Origin of the sequence: Pseudarthrobacter scleromae, assembly GCF_014644515.1 — a bacterium.
Lineage (GTDB): Bacteria > Actinomycetota > Actinomycetes > Actinomycetales > Micrococcaceae > Arthrobacter > Arthrobacter scleromae.
In genome coordinates, this window is the sequence record NZ_BMKV01000005.1 from 205,803 (window position 1) to 222,256 (window position 16,454).

At 62.1% G+C, this 16,454-nt stretch carries 15 protein-coding genes; 7 read left to right on the top strand and 8 right to left on the bottom strand.

The window, feature by feature from the left end; all coding sequences use genetic code 11:
- Positions 1-32 precede the first annotated feature (32 nt).
- From IEX33_RS14210 to IEX33_RS14230, 5 genes are all read right to left on the bottom strand, one after another.
- Positions 33-2,459 (bottom strand): glycoside hydrolase family 31 protein, encoded by a 2,427-nt coding sequence (locus tag IEX33_RS14210; RefSeq protein ID WP_188731212.1) that lies wholly within the window; start codon positions 2,457-2,459, stop codon positions 33-35.
- Positions 2,460-2,655: 196 nt separating this feature from the next.
- Positions 2,656-4,332: a glycoside hydrolase family 13 protein gene (locus tag IEX33_RS14215; RefSeq protein WP_188731213.1), complete on the bottom strand. Its 1,677-nt coding sequence runs from the start codon at positions 4,330-4,332 to the stop codon at positions 2,656-2,658.
- Between the two features lie 74 nt (positions 4,333-4,406).
- Complete coding sequence (locus IEX33_RS14220) at positions 4,407-5,276, bottom strand: carbohydrate ABC transporter permease (RefSeq protein WP_229675393.1); 870 nt, start codon at positions 5,274-5,276, stop codon at positions 4,407-4,409.
- Between the two features lie 5 nt (positions 5,277-5,281).
- Complete coding sequence (locus IEX33_RS14225; protein WP_188731217.1) at positions 5,282-6,226, bottom strand: carbohydrate ABC transporter permease; 945 nt, start codon at positions 6,224-6,226, stop codon at positions 5,282-5,284.
- Positions 6,227-6,230: 4 nt separating this feature from the next.
- Positions 6,231-7,550: an ABC transporter substrate-binding protein gene (locus tag IEX33_RS14230; protein WP_188731220.1), complete on the bottom strand. Its 1,320-nt coding sequence runs from the start codon at positions 7,548-7,550 to the stop codon at positions 6,231-6,233.
- A 294-nt stretch (positions 7,551-7,844) separates the two neighbouring features.
- Between IEX33_RS14230 and IEX33_RS14235 the strand changes: the two genes are divergently transcribed.
- From IEX33_RS14235 to IEX33_RS14250, 4 genes are all read left to right on the top strand, one after another.
- Positions 7,845-8,861, top strand: coding sequence for a LacI family DNA-binding transcriptional regulator (locus IEX33_RS14235; RefSeq protein ID WP_188731222.1), 1,017 nt, complete (start codon positions 7,845-7,847; stop codon positions 8,859-8,861).
- Positions 8,862-9,250: 389 nt separating this feature from the next.
- Positions 9,251-9,910: a hypothetical protein gene (locus IEX33_RS14240; RefSeq protein ID WP_188731224.1), complete on the top strand. Its 660-nt coding sequence runs from the start codon at positions 9,251-9,253 to the stop codon at positions 9,908-9,910.
- Between the two features lie 290 nt (positions 9,911-10,200).
- On the top strand, positions 10,201-10,608 hold the full coding sequence (locus IEX33_RS14245) for a hypothetical protein (RefSeq protein WP_188731225.1): 408 nt from the start codon (positions 10,201-10,203) through the stop codon (positions 10,606-10,608).
- Between the two features lie 890 nt (positions 10,609-11,498).
- Positions 11,499-11,864 carry a DUF6188 family protein gene (locus IEX33_RS14250; RefSeq protein WP_188731227.1) on the top strand — a complete coding sequence of 122 codons (366 nt, stop codon included), beginning with the start codon at positions 11,499-11,501 and terminating at the stop codon, positions 11,862-11,864.
- A 75-nt stretch (positions 11,865-11,939) separates the two neighbouring features.
- On the opposite strand, the gene IEX33_RS19380 is transcribed toward IEX33_RS14250, so the two are convergent.
- The 3 genes from IEX33_RS19380 to IEX33_RS14265 form a co-directional block, all read right to left on the bottom strand.
- Positions 11,940-12,488, bottom strand: a complete 549-nt coding sequence (locus tag IEX33_RS19380) for a hypothetical protein (RefSeq protein ID WP_229675394.1) — start codon at positions 12,486-12,488, stop codon at positions 11,940-11,942.
- Positions 12,485-12,844: a PadR family transcriptional regulator gene (locus tag IEX33_RS19545; protein ID WP_188731231.1), complete on the bottom strand. Its 360-nt coding sequence runs from the start codon at positions 12,842-12,844 to the stop codon at positions 12,485-12,487. The genes IEX33_RS19380 and IEX33_RS19545 overlap by 4 nt, the downstream gene beginning before the upstream one ends.
- 253 nt (positions 12,845-13,097) lie before the next feature.
- On the bottom strand, positions 13,098-14,249 hold the full coding sequence (locus tag IEX33_RS14265; protein WP_308421980.1) for an alpha/beta fold hydrolase: 1,152 nt from the start codon (positions 14,247-14,249) through the stop codon (positions 13,098-13,100).
- On the opposite strand from IEX33_RS14265, the gene IEX33_RS14270 reads away from it, so the two are divergent.
- From IEX33_RS14270 to IEX33_RS14280, 3 genes are all read left to right on the top strand, one after another.
- Positions 14,185-14,886 (top strand): protein tyrosine phosphatase, encoded by a 702-nt coding sequence (locus IEX33_RS14270; protein WP_188731235.1) that lies wholly within the window; start codon positions 14,185-14,187, stop codon positions 14,884-14,886. The genes IEX33_RS14265 and IEX33_RS14270 overlap by 65 nt on opposite strands.
- A gap of 188 nt (positions 14,887-15,074) precedes the next feature.
- On the top strand, positions 15,075-15,653 hold the full coding sequence (locus tag IEX33_RS14275; RefSeq protein ID WP_188731237.1) for an RNA polymerase sigma factor: 579 nt from the start codon (positions 15,075-15,077) through the stop codon (positions 15,651-15,653).
- The gene (locus IEX33_RS14280; protein ID WP_188731239.1) at positions 15,646-16,419 is read left to right on the top strand and encodes a hypothetical protein; all 774 of its coding nucleotides are present in this window, start codon (positions 15,646-15,648) and stop codon (positions 16,417-16,419) included. The genes IEX33_RS14275 and IEX33_RS14280 overlap by 8 nt, the downstream gene beginning before the upstream one ends.
- Positions 16,420-16,454: the final 35 nt, after the last annotated feature.

Here is a 16,454-nt window from a genome sequence, read left to right on the forward strand (position 1 = left end):
GCCTGATCATGTTAGGTAGTTATGGGCGGCAACTACGCCAGGAAGATTTCTGTCAGTGCTCCCATCAAGTCGGGCTCGAGGTCCATGGATTGAAGGTGGCTGATCAGCAGGGAGGCGTCGGAGCATTCCTGGATCTTTTTGAAGATGGCGTCTTTGAGTCGGAATTCGATCTGGGCGTCGGCCAGAAGTTCGAGTGCGCGGCCGGCAGCGTCGTTTTCAGTCAGGGCCATTCCGTTCTCAAAGGTGATGGTGAGTCCTTCGCTCGCTGCAACATCCTTTACGCACACACAGGTGGTGTTGGTGGCATGGTTGGCCGTGAGCGTGTACTCCAGGAGGCGTCCTGCGCTTGTGACGGTGATTTGCCCCGTGGCCGCGAAGCCGCTGAATGACAGCTCGTAGTTGCGCAGTTCCGGGATGGCGGAGATATAGCCGGTGACTGATTCGACCGTGAAGGTTCCTGTTTCCCAGTCCAGACGCATTGCGGTGCGGGCCGGGGACTGCGCGGACGTCAGCTCTGGGTCGTTGTCCTCGATCAGTTCAAAGGTTCCTGAGGCGCCGCCGAATATCCGCAGTTCGACGCTGGCGGGGTTTGCCGTTCCGTTGACTGCTGCGCTTTCCTGTGTAAGCGGGATGATGGCACCAGCTGGCGCCAGTGTGGGAAGGTGCTCGGGGCGTCGGTAGAGGTACATGGTCCGGTCCCCGCGGTACACCATGCCGGTGAAGAAATCGATCCAGACGCCTTCGGGCAGCCACGCCTTGGTTTTGCCAAGATTCAGGGTGGTGTTCTGGGGCGAAGTAATGGGACAGACCATGAGTTTGGTCCCGAAGAGGTACTGGTTCGGGACGCTGTAGGCGGCATCATTTTCGGGGTGTTCGTAGTACATGGGCTGCACGAGGGGGAGGCCTTCTTCGGAGGCGCGGTGGTTCATGGTGTGCAGGTAGGGCAGGAGCTGGTGTCGGAGGCGGAGGTAGCGAGTCATGATCTCAGCAGCGCCTGTGCGGTAGCCCCATGGTTCCTTGCCGCTGAAAAGGCTGGATGAACTGTGCAGACGCATAATTGGGGAGAACACCCCGAACTGGGTCCAACGCACTGCGAGGTCCTCGTCCTTGTAGCCGCCCATGTGGCCGCCGATGTCGTGGCTCCACCATCCGTAGCCGATGTTTGATGCGGTGGCGGTGAAGTATGGCTGGAACTGAAGGGACTCCCAGGTCACGATGGTGTCGCCGGAGAACCCGATCGGGTAGCGGTGGCTGCCCGGACCGGCGTAGCGGGAGAAGGTCAGCGGGCGTTTTCCGTCTCTGGCGCTGTCGAGGAAGTGCAGATGATTTAGCACCCAGAGCGGGTCGAAACCGGCGATCTTGGAGTGGCTTCCGGACTGCCAGTCCAGCCACCAAAAGTCCACTCCGCGTTCTTCCAACGGGTGGTGGAGCTGCTCGAAGTAGGCTTTGAGGAACGCAGGATCGGTCACGTCGAAAACGATTGGGTGTTCTTCCGCCGGATCCAGGCCGAGCGTGAAAGCCACGGCCGCGTAGGCGTCTTCGTGGGCCCGTACGCCGTCGGCGGGGTGGACGTTCAGGGTCAGCCGCAGCCCGTTTTCGTGCAGCCAGCCCATGAACTCGTCCGGGTCGGGAAACAGTTCGGTGTTCCAGGTGTAGCCGGTCCAGCCGCTTCCAAATTTTGGGTCGATGTCCACGTGGTGCCAGTCCATGTCCAGGACGGCGACAGAGAAGGGAATTTTCTCGGTTTTGAAACGGGTGATGAGTTCCTTGTATTCAGCGGCTGTGTACCTGTAGTAGCGGCTCCACCAGTTCCCGAGGGCAAATTTCGGAATCATCGGGGTGTTCCCGGTCAGGCGGTAGAAGTCCTGCAGGCAGTCGCGGTAGCTGCGCCCGTAGCCGAAGAAGTACAGGTCCTGGCCCTGCCCGGGACGGCGGGGGGAGAACCAGCCGTCATCTTCGAGCAGCAGGGTGGCGCTGTCGTCGAGGACGGCGTAGCCGTTCCGGGACATCAGCCCCGGTTCCAGGGGCACGGCGCCGTCGGCCCCGTCCAAGGTCCTGGCAGTTCCGCCGAGGTTCTCCCCGGCTTCGGAGTACCGCCACAGGCTGTGGTATGCGCTGAGGTTTCCTTTGACCTGAATGGTCAGCCCGTTCGGGGAGAACGGTTCCTTGTCATAGGTCAGGTGCAGGTGCTCGGTGAGAATTTGCAGGTAGCCGGCTTCATCGATGACCCGGAATTCGGGCTGGTCGAACCGCCGGTTCAGGGCCATCTGGGAGGCGCGGTCTTCGAAGCGGCCGTCCTCGCTGTATTCCATCCGAATCATGCGGGAGGTCAGGACCGTAAACCGGTACCGGTCACCGCGCACGACGGACGTTTCTGCGGCGGACGGATCGGTTGCAAGCCGCAGGTGCGGGGCGAGGCGTTCAATGTCGAGGTGTGTATTTTCGGACGTGAGAGTCATAGCAAAAGCCTTGTCAGGATTCATGTTGCCGGTCGCGAGGCATGCCGGCGAAACATGGAGACGGGAGCAGTGAGTGCGGTTCAGCCCTTGACGGAGCCGGAAGCAGCAGCGGCGGAGACGACGAGGTAGCGCCGCTAGCGCCCGCGTACGTGCCGACGACCGGCCCGCAGGGGGTGCCGTCCACTGCTAGGAAGGGTCAGGCGCGGAGCCAGACGGTGGTCGTGGCTGGCAGTTGGCCGTCGTGGAGGTCACTGCTGGCCAGGAGGATTTCCCCTGCTGGGAGTTTGACGGGGGTGTCTCCGAAGTTGGTGATCACGTGCCAGCCTCCTGGCCGGATGAAGTGGAGGACGTTCTCATCGCCGGTCTCCACCCAGTCCAGGGATTCGGCGCTTTGGAGTTGGTGACGGGCGGCGAGGGCGCGGCGGTAGAGGTTCAGGGTGGAGTCCTGGGGTTCTTCCTGGACCGAGGCAGCGTATTCGGCAAACCAGGCCGGCTGGGGAAGATGCGCGCCGGAGGAGCCGAATCCGAAGGAGGGGCCGTTTGGTTCCCAGGGCAATGGGACACGGCATCCGTCGCGGCCCAGTCCGTCCCATTCCGAGCCGCGGAAGAAGGAGGGGTCCTGGCGGTGTTCTGCAGGGATGTTGGCGACTTCGTGCAGGCCGAGCTCTTCGCCTTGGTAGAGGTAGGCTGAGCCCGGCAGTGCAAGCATGAGGACAGTGGCGGCGCGGGCACGCCGGATGCCGCCTTCAAGGTCCAATGCATCGCGGGGGCCGCCTGCCTTGATCCATGCCACGCCCTGCTTCGCCTTGTTCCCGTTCAGGGGTTCCAGCGCGTACCGGGTGGCGTGCCGGGTGACATCGTGGTTGGAAAAGACCCAGGTCGAGGTTGAGCCCGTGCGCCGTGCCTGGTCCAGGTTATCGGTGATGATGGTCCGGAACTGAGCGGCGCTGAAGTCGGCCAACAGCAGGTCAAAGCTGAAGGCCTGTCCCAGCCCATCAGGAGATGCGTACTTGGCGCGGCGTTCGGCGTTCTCCACCCACGCTTCGGCGACGGCAAAAAGCGGGGGGTCATATTCGTTGAAGACTTTGCGCCATTCGGCGTAGATTTCGTGGACCTCATCGCGGTCATGGAGTGGGTGGGTGCCGGCGGCCCAGTCGACGGCGCGCAGCTCCTCGTTGCTGGGCACATCGTCGGGGATGTCTTTGACCAGCAGATTCGCCACATCGATACGGAACCCGTCCACGCCGCGGTCGGCCCAGAAACGTAAGGTCTTCAGGAAGTCCTCGCGGACTTCGGGGTTGTCCCAGTTCCAATCCGGTTGCTCCGGTGTGAAGGTGTTGAGGTACCACTGGCCGTCAGATACCTGTGTCCAAGCGGGGCCGCCGAAAGCCGCTGTCCAGTCAGCGGGCGGAAGTTCACCATTATCGCCTTTGCCGTCACGGAAGATGTAGCGGTTGCGGGCCGCGGATCCGGGCCCGGCCGCAAGGGCTTCCAGGAACCAGGCGTGCCGGTTTGAAGAGTGGTTCGGGACGATGTCCACGATCACGTTAATGCCGGCCGCGTGCAGGGCGGAAGTCATGTCGTCGAAGTCGGCCAAGGTGCCGATCTTGGGATCCACATTGCGATAATCGTCGACGTCGTAGCCGCCGTCAGCGAGGGCGGAAGGGTAGAACGGGCTGAGCCAGACGGCGTCGACCCCCAATGCCTTCAGATAGGGCACCTTGCTGATGATGCCTTTGAGGTCGCCGATACCATCACCGTTGGCATCGGCGAAGCTGCGCGGGTAGATCTGGTAGACCGCGGCCTGACGCCACCAGTTGGCATCGTGGTCAGCGGTGGGGACGGGACGTACACGGGTCTCAGCAGTAGACAAGTCTGTGTTCCTTCTGTGATGCGATGACAATAAGCCGGGTCCGGTGGTGTGGTCCCCCACCGGACCCGGGATGTTCAGGACTTGGAACCCGAAAGAGCGATACCGTCCACGATTTGGCGCTGGGCAACGGCAAAGATGATCAGCAGGGGTGCAGCAACGAGGGTCGTTGCGGACATCAGCGCGGTCCAGTCGGCACCGTATTGGCCCTTGAACTGGTTCACCAACAGCGGGAGCGTGAAGTTCGCGTCACTGTTGAGGAAAATCAGCGGGCCGAAGAAGTTGTTCCACTGCCCCAGGAAAGTAAAGATGCCAAGCGCCGTGAGCGGGGTGCGCAATAACGGCAGGATCAGCGTGGTGAAAATGCGGAACCTGCTGGCACCGTCCAGTTCGGCGGCTTCTTCGAGTTCTTTGGGGATGCCCTTGATGTACTGGCGCATAAGGAATACGCCGAAAGCGCTGAACAAGGATGCCGGCACGATCAGGGACAAGGGAGTATCGATCCAGCCGAGCCACCCCATGATGATGTAGAGCGGGATGATGGTCATCTGCCCCGGGACCATCATGGTGGCAAGGAACACCATGAACAACGTCTTGCTGCCGCGGAAGTCGATCCGGGCAAAGGCGTAGGCGGCCATGGCGCTGGTCAGCAGGGACAGTGCGGTGACTGTGACGGCAATGTACGTGCTGTTCCAGAAACCACGAAGGAAGTCGGCGCCCTCGAAGGCTTTCTGGTATCCGTTGGTGCTCCAGTTCTCGGGCAGCAGTGCAGGGGGCTGGCGGAAGATCTCGTCCACAGGCTTGAACGAGGAGAACAGCATCCACAGGAACGGCAGCGCCATGAGGATGGCGCAGACAGCCAGGGCGATGTGCAGGATGATTCGTCCGGGTCGGACCGGCCTGCGGCGTGTGTGGATGGACGTGGATCCAATTGGGGTGTCGGTCAAGGTACTCATTCTGCGTAGTGAACCCATCTCTTCTGGGCGGCCATCTGGAGTCCGGTGATGCCGAGCAGTATCAGGAATAGAAGAAACGCCAAGGCGGAGGCTGCTCCGAAGTTGAATTCCTGGAATGCCATCTGGACGATCTCGTAAACGATGGTGCGGGCTTCATCGGGAGCGGTGGTGCCCATGAAGACGTAGATGTAGTCGAACACCTGGAAGGAACCGATGATCGAGGTGATGGAGAGGAACAAGATGGTGGGAGAAAGCAGCGGCACGGTGACGTGCCGAAGTTTCTGCCAGGCCGAGCAGCCGTCCAGTTCCGCAGCTTCCAGGTACGAGGCGCCGATGCTCTGCAGGCCGGCCATGAACATAATCAGCTGATAGCCCAGACCTTGCCAGATCCCGACAATTGCAAAGGAAGATATGATGAAGGAAGGGTCCTGAAGCCAGTTCGGCGCGGAGATACCGACTGCCCTTAGGGCGGTGTTGACCGGGCTGATATCCGGGTTGAACAGGTAGAGCCAGATGGTGGCGACTGCCACCGAAGATGTCACCACGGGGGCGACGAAGCCCAGGCGGTATACAGACGTCATCTTCCCGGCCTTTTGCATGAACAAGGCGAAAAGGAAGCCGGTGATCATCACGCCCGGCACCTGCAGCACAGTGAACCAGACGGTGTTGACCGCAGAATGCCGGATGCGGGGATTGTTGAAGAGCTCGGTGAAGTTGGACAATCCGGCGAAGGTGACCGTTCCGAAGCCGTCCCAGTGGCTGAATGCCAGGTAGAGGGCGAAACCCAGGGGGCCCAGCATGAAAACGATCAGCCCGAAGAGCTGGGGCGAAAGAAAGATGAAAGCGGCGATGGTGTCCTTGCGGTGGCGTCGGGAAACCTTGCGCCGCGGCCGGCCCGGTGCCGTGCGGGCGCTGGGCAGGACCTGCGTGTCGATTGCCATGAGGCTAGCCGTTCACCAGTTCGGTGACGGCCTGACTGAAGGTAGCCGCCGTTGTCGACTGATCCTTGAAGAGCTTGTCGACCAGGACCGGAAGCCCGGTGGCGGTCTTGGGGTCCGCAACGAAGGCGTTCGGGATGGCGTAGCCGTGGGCGACGGCATCGTTGAACCACTTTCCGTGTGCCGGAACGCCGCCTTCGGTGGCGATTTCGTCGAGGCCAGTGATCGACGGAACGGCGTTGCCGCCACCGGAAAGCCGGAACTTTTGCCCGTCATTGGATACGTAGTTGCCGATCAGTTCGAGCGCCTTCTCGCGGTTCTTCGCTTTTGCGTTGAGGGCGATCGCGGCCGTGGCCACCGGCACCGGCATGATGTCCTTGCCGGTGGGCGAGGGCAACGGGGCGATGTCGTAGCCGAACTTCACGTCCTTCAGCGTCGGCAGCGCCCAGCGGCCAACGTTGTTGAAGGCGAGCTGGCCGGCAAGGAAAAGCGCGTCGCCGCTCTGCCCCTTCGGCAACGAACCGGCATAGGTAATGTTGCCGGACTTGAACTGCTCCAGCAGCCAACTCAGGCCTTCCTGCGCCTTGGGGTCGTCAGCGAACACGATCTTGCCGGCGTCGTCCTGGAGCTTGCCGCCGAAGGCCGTAACCGCCCAGACCCAGTTGAACCACCAGTTGGACAGGATCAGGCCCTTCTTGCCCGATGCCCGGACCTTATCCAGCGCATCCGTCAGTGCATTAAAGTTCCAGGCACCTGCTTCAAAAAGCTGGGAAGGGTCTTGCGACACTCCCGCAGCAGAGAGCACATCCTTGTTGAACCATAGGACCGAGGGGTTGCAGTCAACCGGAAGGCCATAGAGACCGGTGCCGTCGGCAGCCTTGCACCACTGGTAGAGGCCCTTCGGGAATTCGTCGAGCTTCACCGGGGACTTGTCGTTGCCGACGTATTCGCTCAGGTCCGCGATCTGCTTCGCCTGGATGAACTTGGCCATCGACATGTCACCGACATAGAAGGCATCGGGCGCAGCACCACCGGAAAGCTGGGAAAGCAACTTCGCCTCATAGTCACCCACCACAGTCTGGAAACTGACATTGGCGCCGGTCTTCTTCGAAAGCTCCTCAGCAAACTTCTTGTAACGCTCAGTTTCACCAGGGTTAGCCCACGCCGCCCACGTGACACTGCCGCCACCTGCGGATCCGCCGCCGGGTGCAGAACCACCGCCGCATCCGGCGAGAGCCGGGGCGGTCGCCAGGCCCAAGGCCCCGAAAATCCCGGTACGTAAAATTGCCCTGCGATCAACCGGGCGGGAGAAGAGGGAGTTAGACATCGACGTCATTCCTTTCAGCAAGGCGCCATCAGGGTTGGGCCGCCTCATATTAGTTGTTTGAAGAGGTGAGGCGCGTCACGTTGAGCGCTATACCTGCCCATTAGTATAGCGGTATACTTTGTTCATTAGTCAAGCATCAGGCATCTACCTGTCAGACACATGGCACGGCACGGGAGAATGTGGGCAATGACCCAGGTGACGCTCAAAGACATCGCCGAAGAGGCAACTGTCACGTTGATGGGTGTCTCTATGTTTGGCCGAGGTAGCCTTCACTTCGAGGAAAGAGGTTGAACCGTGGCCGTCACACTGAAGGACATAGCTGAAGAAGCGAACGTCACCCTGATGACTGTTTCCAACGTCATCAATGGCCGCCATGCCAAAGCGTCACAGGCAACCATCGACAAGGTGCTCGGCATTGCCGACCGGCTCGGCTACGTTCCCAGCGCAGCCGCCCGCAGCCTCGCCTCGAACTCCTCGCGGATTATCGGGGTCTTCGTGCATGATCCCGGCAACGGGAACGTCCTCAAGGACCCGTATACGGCATCCATGGTCGGAGCGATTGAACCCGCACTTCGCCGGCACGGCTACCACCTCTTGCTGCAGGGAATACCAGACCCGGCCGACATCCCGGCGGCCTTCCGCGCCTGGAATCTGGACGGCGCAATCTTCCTTGGCTTCTTGGACAGCACGCTTCGGCCCATGGCTGGGAACCTCGGCAAACCATTGGTCGCCATGGAAAGCTACACACAACAACCGGAATTCATCAACGTCCGGCTTGATGACCGCGACGGCGGCTATCAGGCTACAAAACACCTGCTGGACAACGGACACCGGGCCATAGCCTTCGCAGGACACCTCACGGCCGAACGTGCAGTAAACAGAGAACGTTTCGAAGGGTACAAGCTCGCCCTGGAAGAGGCCGGCCTTCCTGTTGACGAATCCTTCTTGTTCGATGCGCACAATTCCCACAGCGCCGGGATCAGCGTCGGCCGCCTCCTCAAAGAGCAACGTCCAGAAGTGACAGCCGTTTTCGCCACCGCAGATCTAATTGCAATCGGGATCATGGAAGGCCTCGCCACCTGCGGACTCAATGTTCCGAATGATGTCTCCGTGGTCGGCTTCGACGATCTGGACATCGCCACCTACATTTCGCCGAAACTCACCACAGTCGCCCAGGACTTGCAGGCCAAGGCCGCCGCAGCCGTGGAGCTACTCATGGACAGGCTTAAGGAGCCCGCCAAGGAGATCGCCGACCGCGTTCTAGGTGTCCAGTTAGTCCAGCGGGAGTCGGTTAGGAGGCTTGCCCGCTGAATGTCGAGAGCCCCTTCGGTCCAGCTCCGGGGCCGCGGCGAAGCACGGACGCGCCGTGGACGCCAGCGCATGAAGAAAAACGCCTCACGGGTGAACCGCCCTCTATTGCTTCCACAACCCGGTTTGGAAGGAGAACCGCCCTGAACGAGCCAACGCGCCAACAACCAATTCACCGACGCGCTCGAGGCCGAGCTTGTCCTTCGGGGCCGTGCTGCAGCAACTGAGCGTCACCAAGGGCGCCATTTAGCGCTGCGAAAATGCCGCCATTTATCGCTGTGATTCACATGCCACGCTCCTCAATGGAAATCATCTGTCTATCGCACTGACCCTGTTCGGGACCGCCTAACGGGCGGAGCCAAGGGTAGTGTGACGTCGAAGGAGGGGGCTGAATGTGTTCTCTGCGTTATGAGTCCAATCATCAGCTTGCGGTGTCACTAGCGACGTCCCTGGACCGCGACGGCCAACAAGTAACCGCCTTCGTACCGCCTGGCTACGAGCGGTACGTCCGCATTCTCAATCCGATCGAGATTGCACCCGGCTTGGTGATCATGTGGTCGGACGTCGTAAAACGTGGTGGCCTGGAGGCGAGCCCATGGATGCAATGGGATGAGGTGACGGTCAGCCACGAAGCCATGCCCGCCAACAATTCCCAACCCGACATGGGCAACCCACACCCGAGCCTCGCCAAAGCGCTGATACGCGTGCTCGACCTCGACTCCAGTGGCTACAACTTTGCAACGTGGGAAGGTTATGCCGAGGAGGACGGCAAATCGGTGATCGAGTTCTCCCCAGCCCACCGGGGAATGGTCCTGTACTCGGGCAGCCTGGTCGATGAAAAGGGAACTGCTATCGTTCCGATCACCGACAGCGGACGCGTTCCCATGTACTGGTGGCCGGATGATCTGCACTGGTGTATCGGCCAAGACATATACGCTCGAAGCCTCATCATCGGGTGTGATGGCGCCATTGCCGGGAAAATTCTCGCCGATCCAGAACTGGACGCATACCTCATCCGAGAAACGGATACCGTGCTGCCTGAGGATTTTTGAGGGATGCCTCCCTCATGCATGCTGAGGGATCCCCCATCGGAGGCTTGAAGCGTCCGATGGGCCACCCCCTCTACGGTATGCCTGCCCGACGAAATGGTGGCCTTAGATGGTTAGGGACGGTGCCGGAAAATTGCCGCTTAAGCCAGGGAACTCAGATCGATCTTGTCGTCTGGCGTGGAGCCTCAGCTGTGACTTGCGTTCGCTGACCCAGTGGGTAGGCTCGCGGCATGTCGCAAGGTCGGTCTGACTCAGCAGAGCCCGGTCCGGGCTCCGCACCGAAGGAGAAATCAATGAGCGGTTCTGCACCGCCGGTGCTAATTGCCGGAGTATTTTTCCTGCTCTGGGCGGCAATCTTTCTCACCTGGGTGCCCGCTGACACGCTCCGCTTGGTCACTGGCGTCATCTTCGTGCCGATCGGCCTGGCACTGATCCTGAAGCACTTCATCGGCCGTCGACCCGCGAAACGCGAACACACATGGCCTCAGCCGATGACCACTAGGACCCGAGCGCTCCGTGGCTTGGCCGTCTTCGCGGCCGGGTTCCTGCCGTTCGCTCTCTTTTGGCGTTCCATCGGCTTAGTGCCGTCCGTGCTGATCGGCGTCATGGCCACGTTGGTGGTCGTTTTCTTATTTCGCCGGCACGATCTAAAGTCCCGCGCAGCCCACGCGCTCGACCAATCCATCGAGCGGGGGAAATGATGGCCCCCGGACGATGGGCATTTCTCATGCTTGCCATAGTGCTCCTGATCGTCTCGGTAACTCTTGCCCTGCAGGGATCTACGGGCCTGTGGTTCACCGCAGTGGCCATGGGAATCGCGATTTTCACTACCCTGCGCTCAAGACTCAAGGAACGTCGCCAAAACCAAAGCAGCTCGGCGTCAAAAAGCTAGAGCGGCGGCTGTGTGAGTTTCCCGCTGCCCTGCCAGAACGGCGCTGAGGTGGGCCCACCACCGTGTAAATAAGTCAGCTTGAGTCAGAACCGGCGGGTCGAGGTCGTGGCCAAACCTGGGGGGGCGTCGGGTGCCAAGCCACACCGGCAAGCGTCCGTAAAAGGATCCCCAAATGGACGACTCTGGGTCTTGCCCGTCTCCGCGCGGCGCTAAGCATGGTCTGATGGACGGATGAAGAAGTGGGCTTGGGGCTTTATTGGGGTAGCTACGTTATGCATGGCTTTAGGGCTGATCGCAGTGGGTTTCCTTCAGCCTGGAATCACATGCGCTGAAGACGATACTTCCGCCGGCTGCCCGTCGACGCCTGTTCATGCAGTAATGCTGGTATCAGGAACTGTTCTTCTTCCAACGGGTATCTTGTTCCTGATTCGGTCAGGGAAACAAGAACGCCTGGCACCGGATTTGGTAGCTCCATTCAAGTAGCGGATTGTTCAGGGTCGTCACGAGTAGCACGTTGATGGATCGGCTTTCGGACACTCCTTTGGATTACCGCAACGCCGTGAGAGTCGCTCTTCGTTTTTGGGCTGCCGGCCCATGGGCAGGGCTAGGGTGGAGCTTAGTAGGAAGGGCGCCGTTGTGGCATATGTTCCGGCGTCCATGAGCGGGGCTCAAAGATCCGAGGGTTATTGGCTTCTCGAGGTGAGTGGGCAACTCATCCTGCAACTCGTCCTGGATTTCCAGGTAACTCTGGTTCTCGAACATTTCAGAATCACCATCGAGGAGAGCTTCGTTCTTGAGCACCCCGATGCCACTTCACATGTAGTCAAACCGGGCGGCGGTTTCGACCAGCTCAGTCCCGTTCTGCCGCTCTCGCGCTCCAAGGTGGTTGCTGAGGCAAGAGCTTTCGACGACGGGCGGCTTGAAATTGTCATCCAGGACGGCTTCCGGCTGAGCGTGGTGCCGGAATCCGAGTCGGCGTACGAAGCGTGGAACGTCACCGGTCCAGGCGGAGTACTGATCGTGTCCACGCCCGGAGGTGAGCTGGCCCTTTGGGGCAGCTCGTAGAGGGATCCTTCACAGGGCGGGCGCGGCAGCGCCCTCCCCACGGACATCAGCGCTATCGGGGCGGATAGAAGCCTTTTAGGCTTGGCGGGCGTTGTGGTGGATCAGCCTTTTGACTGTGATGATTGTGGCGGGAAGTAGAAGTATTGCACTGCAGACTAGCTGGACGACGGTGGTGTTGATGTTCCCGGCGCCTGGCCAGGGGACATAGCCGAAGCGGTTACCGCCATATTCAACAAACTCGGTGATTGAGGTAGCGACGCCGATCAGCGCCAGGAGCGCTAGGGCCACCCAGACAAGGCTGCTGAGACGGATAGTCACGGGCGCGTTGGAGGGTTGGGGTGTAGCCGGTGATGCGTTCATCTTCTTGCCCTTTCGTTGGTGCTTCCTGCTCCAGATGACGTCCGCGGCAATGCCGCGAAGTGCACGACTAGCTATTGCGCGGTCAATAGACCCGCGAGACAGCCCCCGTCGCTTGCCGTCCGCCAGTTGCTCGTAGATGTCAGAGAGGAGTTCTTGACGTCTTTCTTGCGCCACGTTCGCCGGAACGAAGCTTGTGTAGTAGTTGACCCATCGGAGGACTGCCGACATGGTTCTCGAAGTCGGGATGTCGTATAGAGCGGTCATGGCTGAACCGGGCGCAGCGTAGCTATCGGGCGCGGTGTCGTGGCCGGAGCGGGGTGGGATGCGTGGAGCGCGGCGACTCCCTTGGGTGAAATGCGGTAGAGGCGTCGGCGCGGCCGACGTTCAGTCTCTGCAATCTCAGGATCTTCCCACTCGGTTTCCAGTAGGCCCGCGTCGGCCATGCGCGCCAGTGCCTTGTATAGGGTGCCATGGCCCGTTAGCGCCTTTCCGCCATCTCCAGACAGAGCACTCGCAAGCGCAAATCCGTACATGGGTTTGCGGTCTAGCTCGGCTTTCTTAGCGATTTCCAGGACGCGAATTTCCAAAGGAAGTAGCGTCCCTGCTTTTCGTCGCGGCATGCAAGAAGAATAGGAAGATACCTTCCTTAAGTCAATGCCCGGCCTAGCTATACAAGACAGTCAACGGTGCCGGCGTCCGGTGAAGGATCCCCTTGCGGACAGCCGAACCTGTCTCCGATCCGACTCGATGTTTCTCGAAACCTCTGCGCCTCGAAACCCGAGGGAAGAGGCACATCGTCATCCAGACAGATGGACATTCACGCTTACCAGGAGTGGATCCACGAACAGTGCATTGCTATCCGGACAGACGCGCTCAGCCCGGCGTCGACTCTATGCCTGACACTGCGGCGGCTGCCACCTTTTCGAGGCCCGACAGGAGATCTGCCAAACCCGGTTCTTCGAGGGGGAAGTGGCCGCAGCCACGGAGAAGTTGGCTGGTGGTGGGGCCGTGCAGGGTTTGGAGAGTGTCCTCGCTGAGCTCCACCGGGGTCCACGCGTCCAGCTCGGGGTGCATCAAATGGACTGGGAAGCGGGCCATTCGGGCATCGGAATGTGAATGCTGCATATAGCTGGCGAGGAACCCGAGGGGAACCCACGCGCCGCCTCCGCGAGCATCCTTCGCGCAGAGCTGCCCCAGTCTGGGGTCGCGCCCCATGTTCCTGAGATCGGCAATCCAGGAGACCTTGACGGGGATCCTGGCGATCGGTCCGCGGACCAGCCTGAGCAGAGGCATGAAAACCAGCGCCAAAGAATGGAACCTGGTCATCGCTGAGCGGGCGGACTTCTTTTGCGGGTCGAGCAGGCAGGTAGCGACCACGGCCGCGACGCGGGATGAGCGGGCTCCTGCCTCTACGGTCAGCAGACCACCGATGCTGGCCCCGAGGAGGATGACGGGACGGCCATCGTCCTCAGCTGAAATGAGGTCGGCCAGCAAGTCGACCCAGTCCTGGTAGGTCACTGTTCTGCGCGATCTTGTCACCGTTCGGCCGTAGAGGGGCATATCCACAGCGGTCAGGTCGAAGCCCCGGCCTGACAGGAGGGACGCAACAGGCCAGAGCCCCGACGCGTGGGCTCCTGCGCCGTGGACGACGAGTAGCCGAACCGGGGCGTTTGCGTCCCGAAACCGAAGAAGGTGGATCCGATGGTTCCTCCAGGGCCACCACTCCGAGGCCGGGGGCACCACTGACTTCCTTCGGGCAAGCGGCAAGAAACCCGCGTAGTCCTCCATACCGATTTCGCTGGGCATGTACCGATCGTAGTGCGGAGGGTCAGGTCTAAGGCACGCAGAAAAAAGATCTTCCGTACCCGTAACCTTTCCGCCGTCCCCTGCGATGTAGGAGGTGATGGGTCCGCCCGGCGGGCCCGAATCAAAAGTGTTGTCTAGGTTTTGGAGTGTTTTCATGTCGTTGTTCACCGTCCTCGCCACCAGCAAAGTCGCTGCCGGAGTCCTGGCAGCCGGCACCATTGCCGTCGGCGGAACCGGCGCCGCAGCCGTTTCAGGTGTCCTCCCCGGCCAGGCGCAGCAGACCGCCCACAACCTCTTCGGCGCTCCCGCCCCGGAGCTCGCAGCGGAAGCAGCCGCTGACGCGCAGGCCACCGCGGAAGCCACCGCCGAGGCCGCTGCCGACGCAGCCACCGAGACTGCTGCCGACGCCGACGTTGCTGCCGACGCAGAGGCTTCAGCCGCTGCCGACGCCAAGGCCACCAACGAGAACGCCTCCGCCCAGGCCTCCGCTTCTGCGGCCGCTGACACCGCCGTTGACGCAGCCGGCGCCGCAGCCTTCGGCCTGTGCACCGCCTTCACCAACGGCGGCCTGAACGCTTCCTCCGAAGGCTTCTCCTCCCTGGTGATCGCTGCTGAAGGCGAAGCGAACGTGGAAAGCTACTGCGCCGACGTCGTGACCGAAGCTGACGCCGCCGCCGAGGCCGGCGCCGCAGCAAACGGCTCCGCAGCTGTTGACGTTGAGCGCCCCGAGCTCCCGGCCGTTCCCGCAGTGCCTGCCGTTCCCGGCGTTGACGGCAAGCCCGCCGTCCCCGCAGTCCCTGCTGTTCCCGCCCAGGGCGGCAACGTAGTGGACACCCCCTCCGTTTCAGTCCGCTAAGGGCTGATCGCTAGTCTGTACTGCGGGAACCGGGCCCAGGCCTGTTCCCGCAGTACAGACAGCCCCGGCTGCCCGAACGCAACCACCCGTTCGAGGGCCCGCCGGGAGCACCTGCCGGCAGGCAGCAGGAAACACAGGGGCCAGGCTGTCCGCGCCGGAAACCGGACAGCCGCACCCCGCGTCCTGGGATGGAGGAGCCGCTGGTGCTCAGCACTTTGGCCCAAGAAGACATCGACATATTCGAGAGCGCGGCCGGAACAGACCCGGCTGTGCTCTTCGGCGCTGCCTACCGGTCCTTCGCCGGCCCCGTGCAGGGATACCTCAAAGCCCGTGGCGTGGACGATCCGGAAGCAGTCACCCAGGACGTGTTCCTGGCCTTCTACCCGAAAATCAGCGAAATTACCGGGGGACTCCAGGGCGCCAAGTCCCTGCTCTTTTCCATTGCCCACGCACGGATGGTGGATTACTACCGCCGGCTGGAGCGCAGGCCCCAGCTCAGCCCGTACGATCCACACCAGGATGCCAGGACCACTCCGTCCGCGGAGGACCACGCCGTTGAACTCACCGGCGGGGCAGTGGCCCTGCTGGACGGGCTCAGCGAGGAACACCAGGAAGTGCTGGCCCTCCGGGTGGTGGCCGATCTGTCCATCGACCAAGTAGCGCAGATCATGGGCAAGAGCCCCGGAGCCATCAAACAGCTCCAGCGCAGGGCCCTTCACAACCTCAAGGCACAAACGCTCCAGAGAAACCAGGCGAATCATGAGTGACACCGCAGGAACCCGCAGCGACGCCTTTGTCGACGAGCTGCTGCTTGAGGCAGGTATGGACGACGACGGCCGCCTCCGCCCTGCCCTGCTGGAGCTTCGTGCGCTCGCGGACACCGCGCCCGAGCCTTCCGCCGCGATTGCGGCGCTGATGGCCCCTGCCGGAGCGGCCGCACCGGCCGCAGCCGGCGCCGCCGCACCCTCTCCGGCCGGCCCCGACGAGGCTCCGCGGGTGGACGAACTGGCCGCCCGCCGCAGGGCCAAGCGCCGGATCGCCCTCACCACCCTCTCCGTGGCGGTCTCGCTGAGTGCCGGCGGGGCTGTTGCCGCAGCATCGGACCAGGGAATCCGCGACTCCCTCACGCAGCTGAACCACACCATCACCGCGTTCGTGACGGGTGCCGCCCCATCCACGGCCGGTCACCAGACCGGACAGCCCGCCGCGCCGCTGCCCACAGCACCCGCCGGACCTGCACCCGCCGGAACCGTACCGGCCGGCAGCGCACCTGGCGGAGCAGCCTCGGTCCCCGCGAACCCGGCCGAAGCAACGCAACCGGCCGCCGTCCCGCCGTCGGACGCTGCAGTTGTTCCGGAGACACCTGCCGGGCAGGGTACAACCCCGGGCAAGCCCGGCGATGTCCTCGCTCCAGGAACTGTGCCTGAAAATGTGGCCGGGCACGTTGCCGACGGGCTGGGCAAGGCGCCGGAAGTCCCGGTCCCGTCCCAGGTTCCGCTGCCCGGGAACCTTCCGTCCGTTCCGCTCCCGTGACGTCCGCGCACTGGACAGCAGGGCCCGGCACAGGA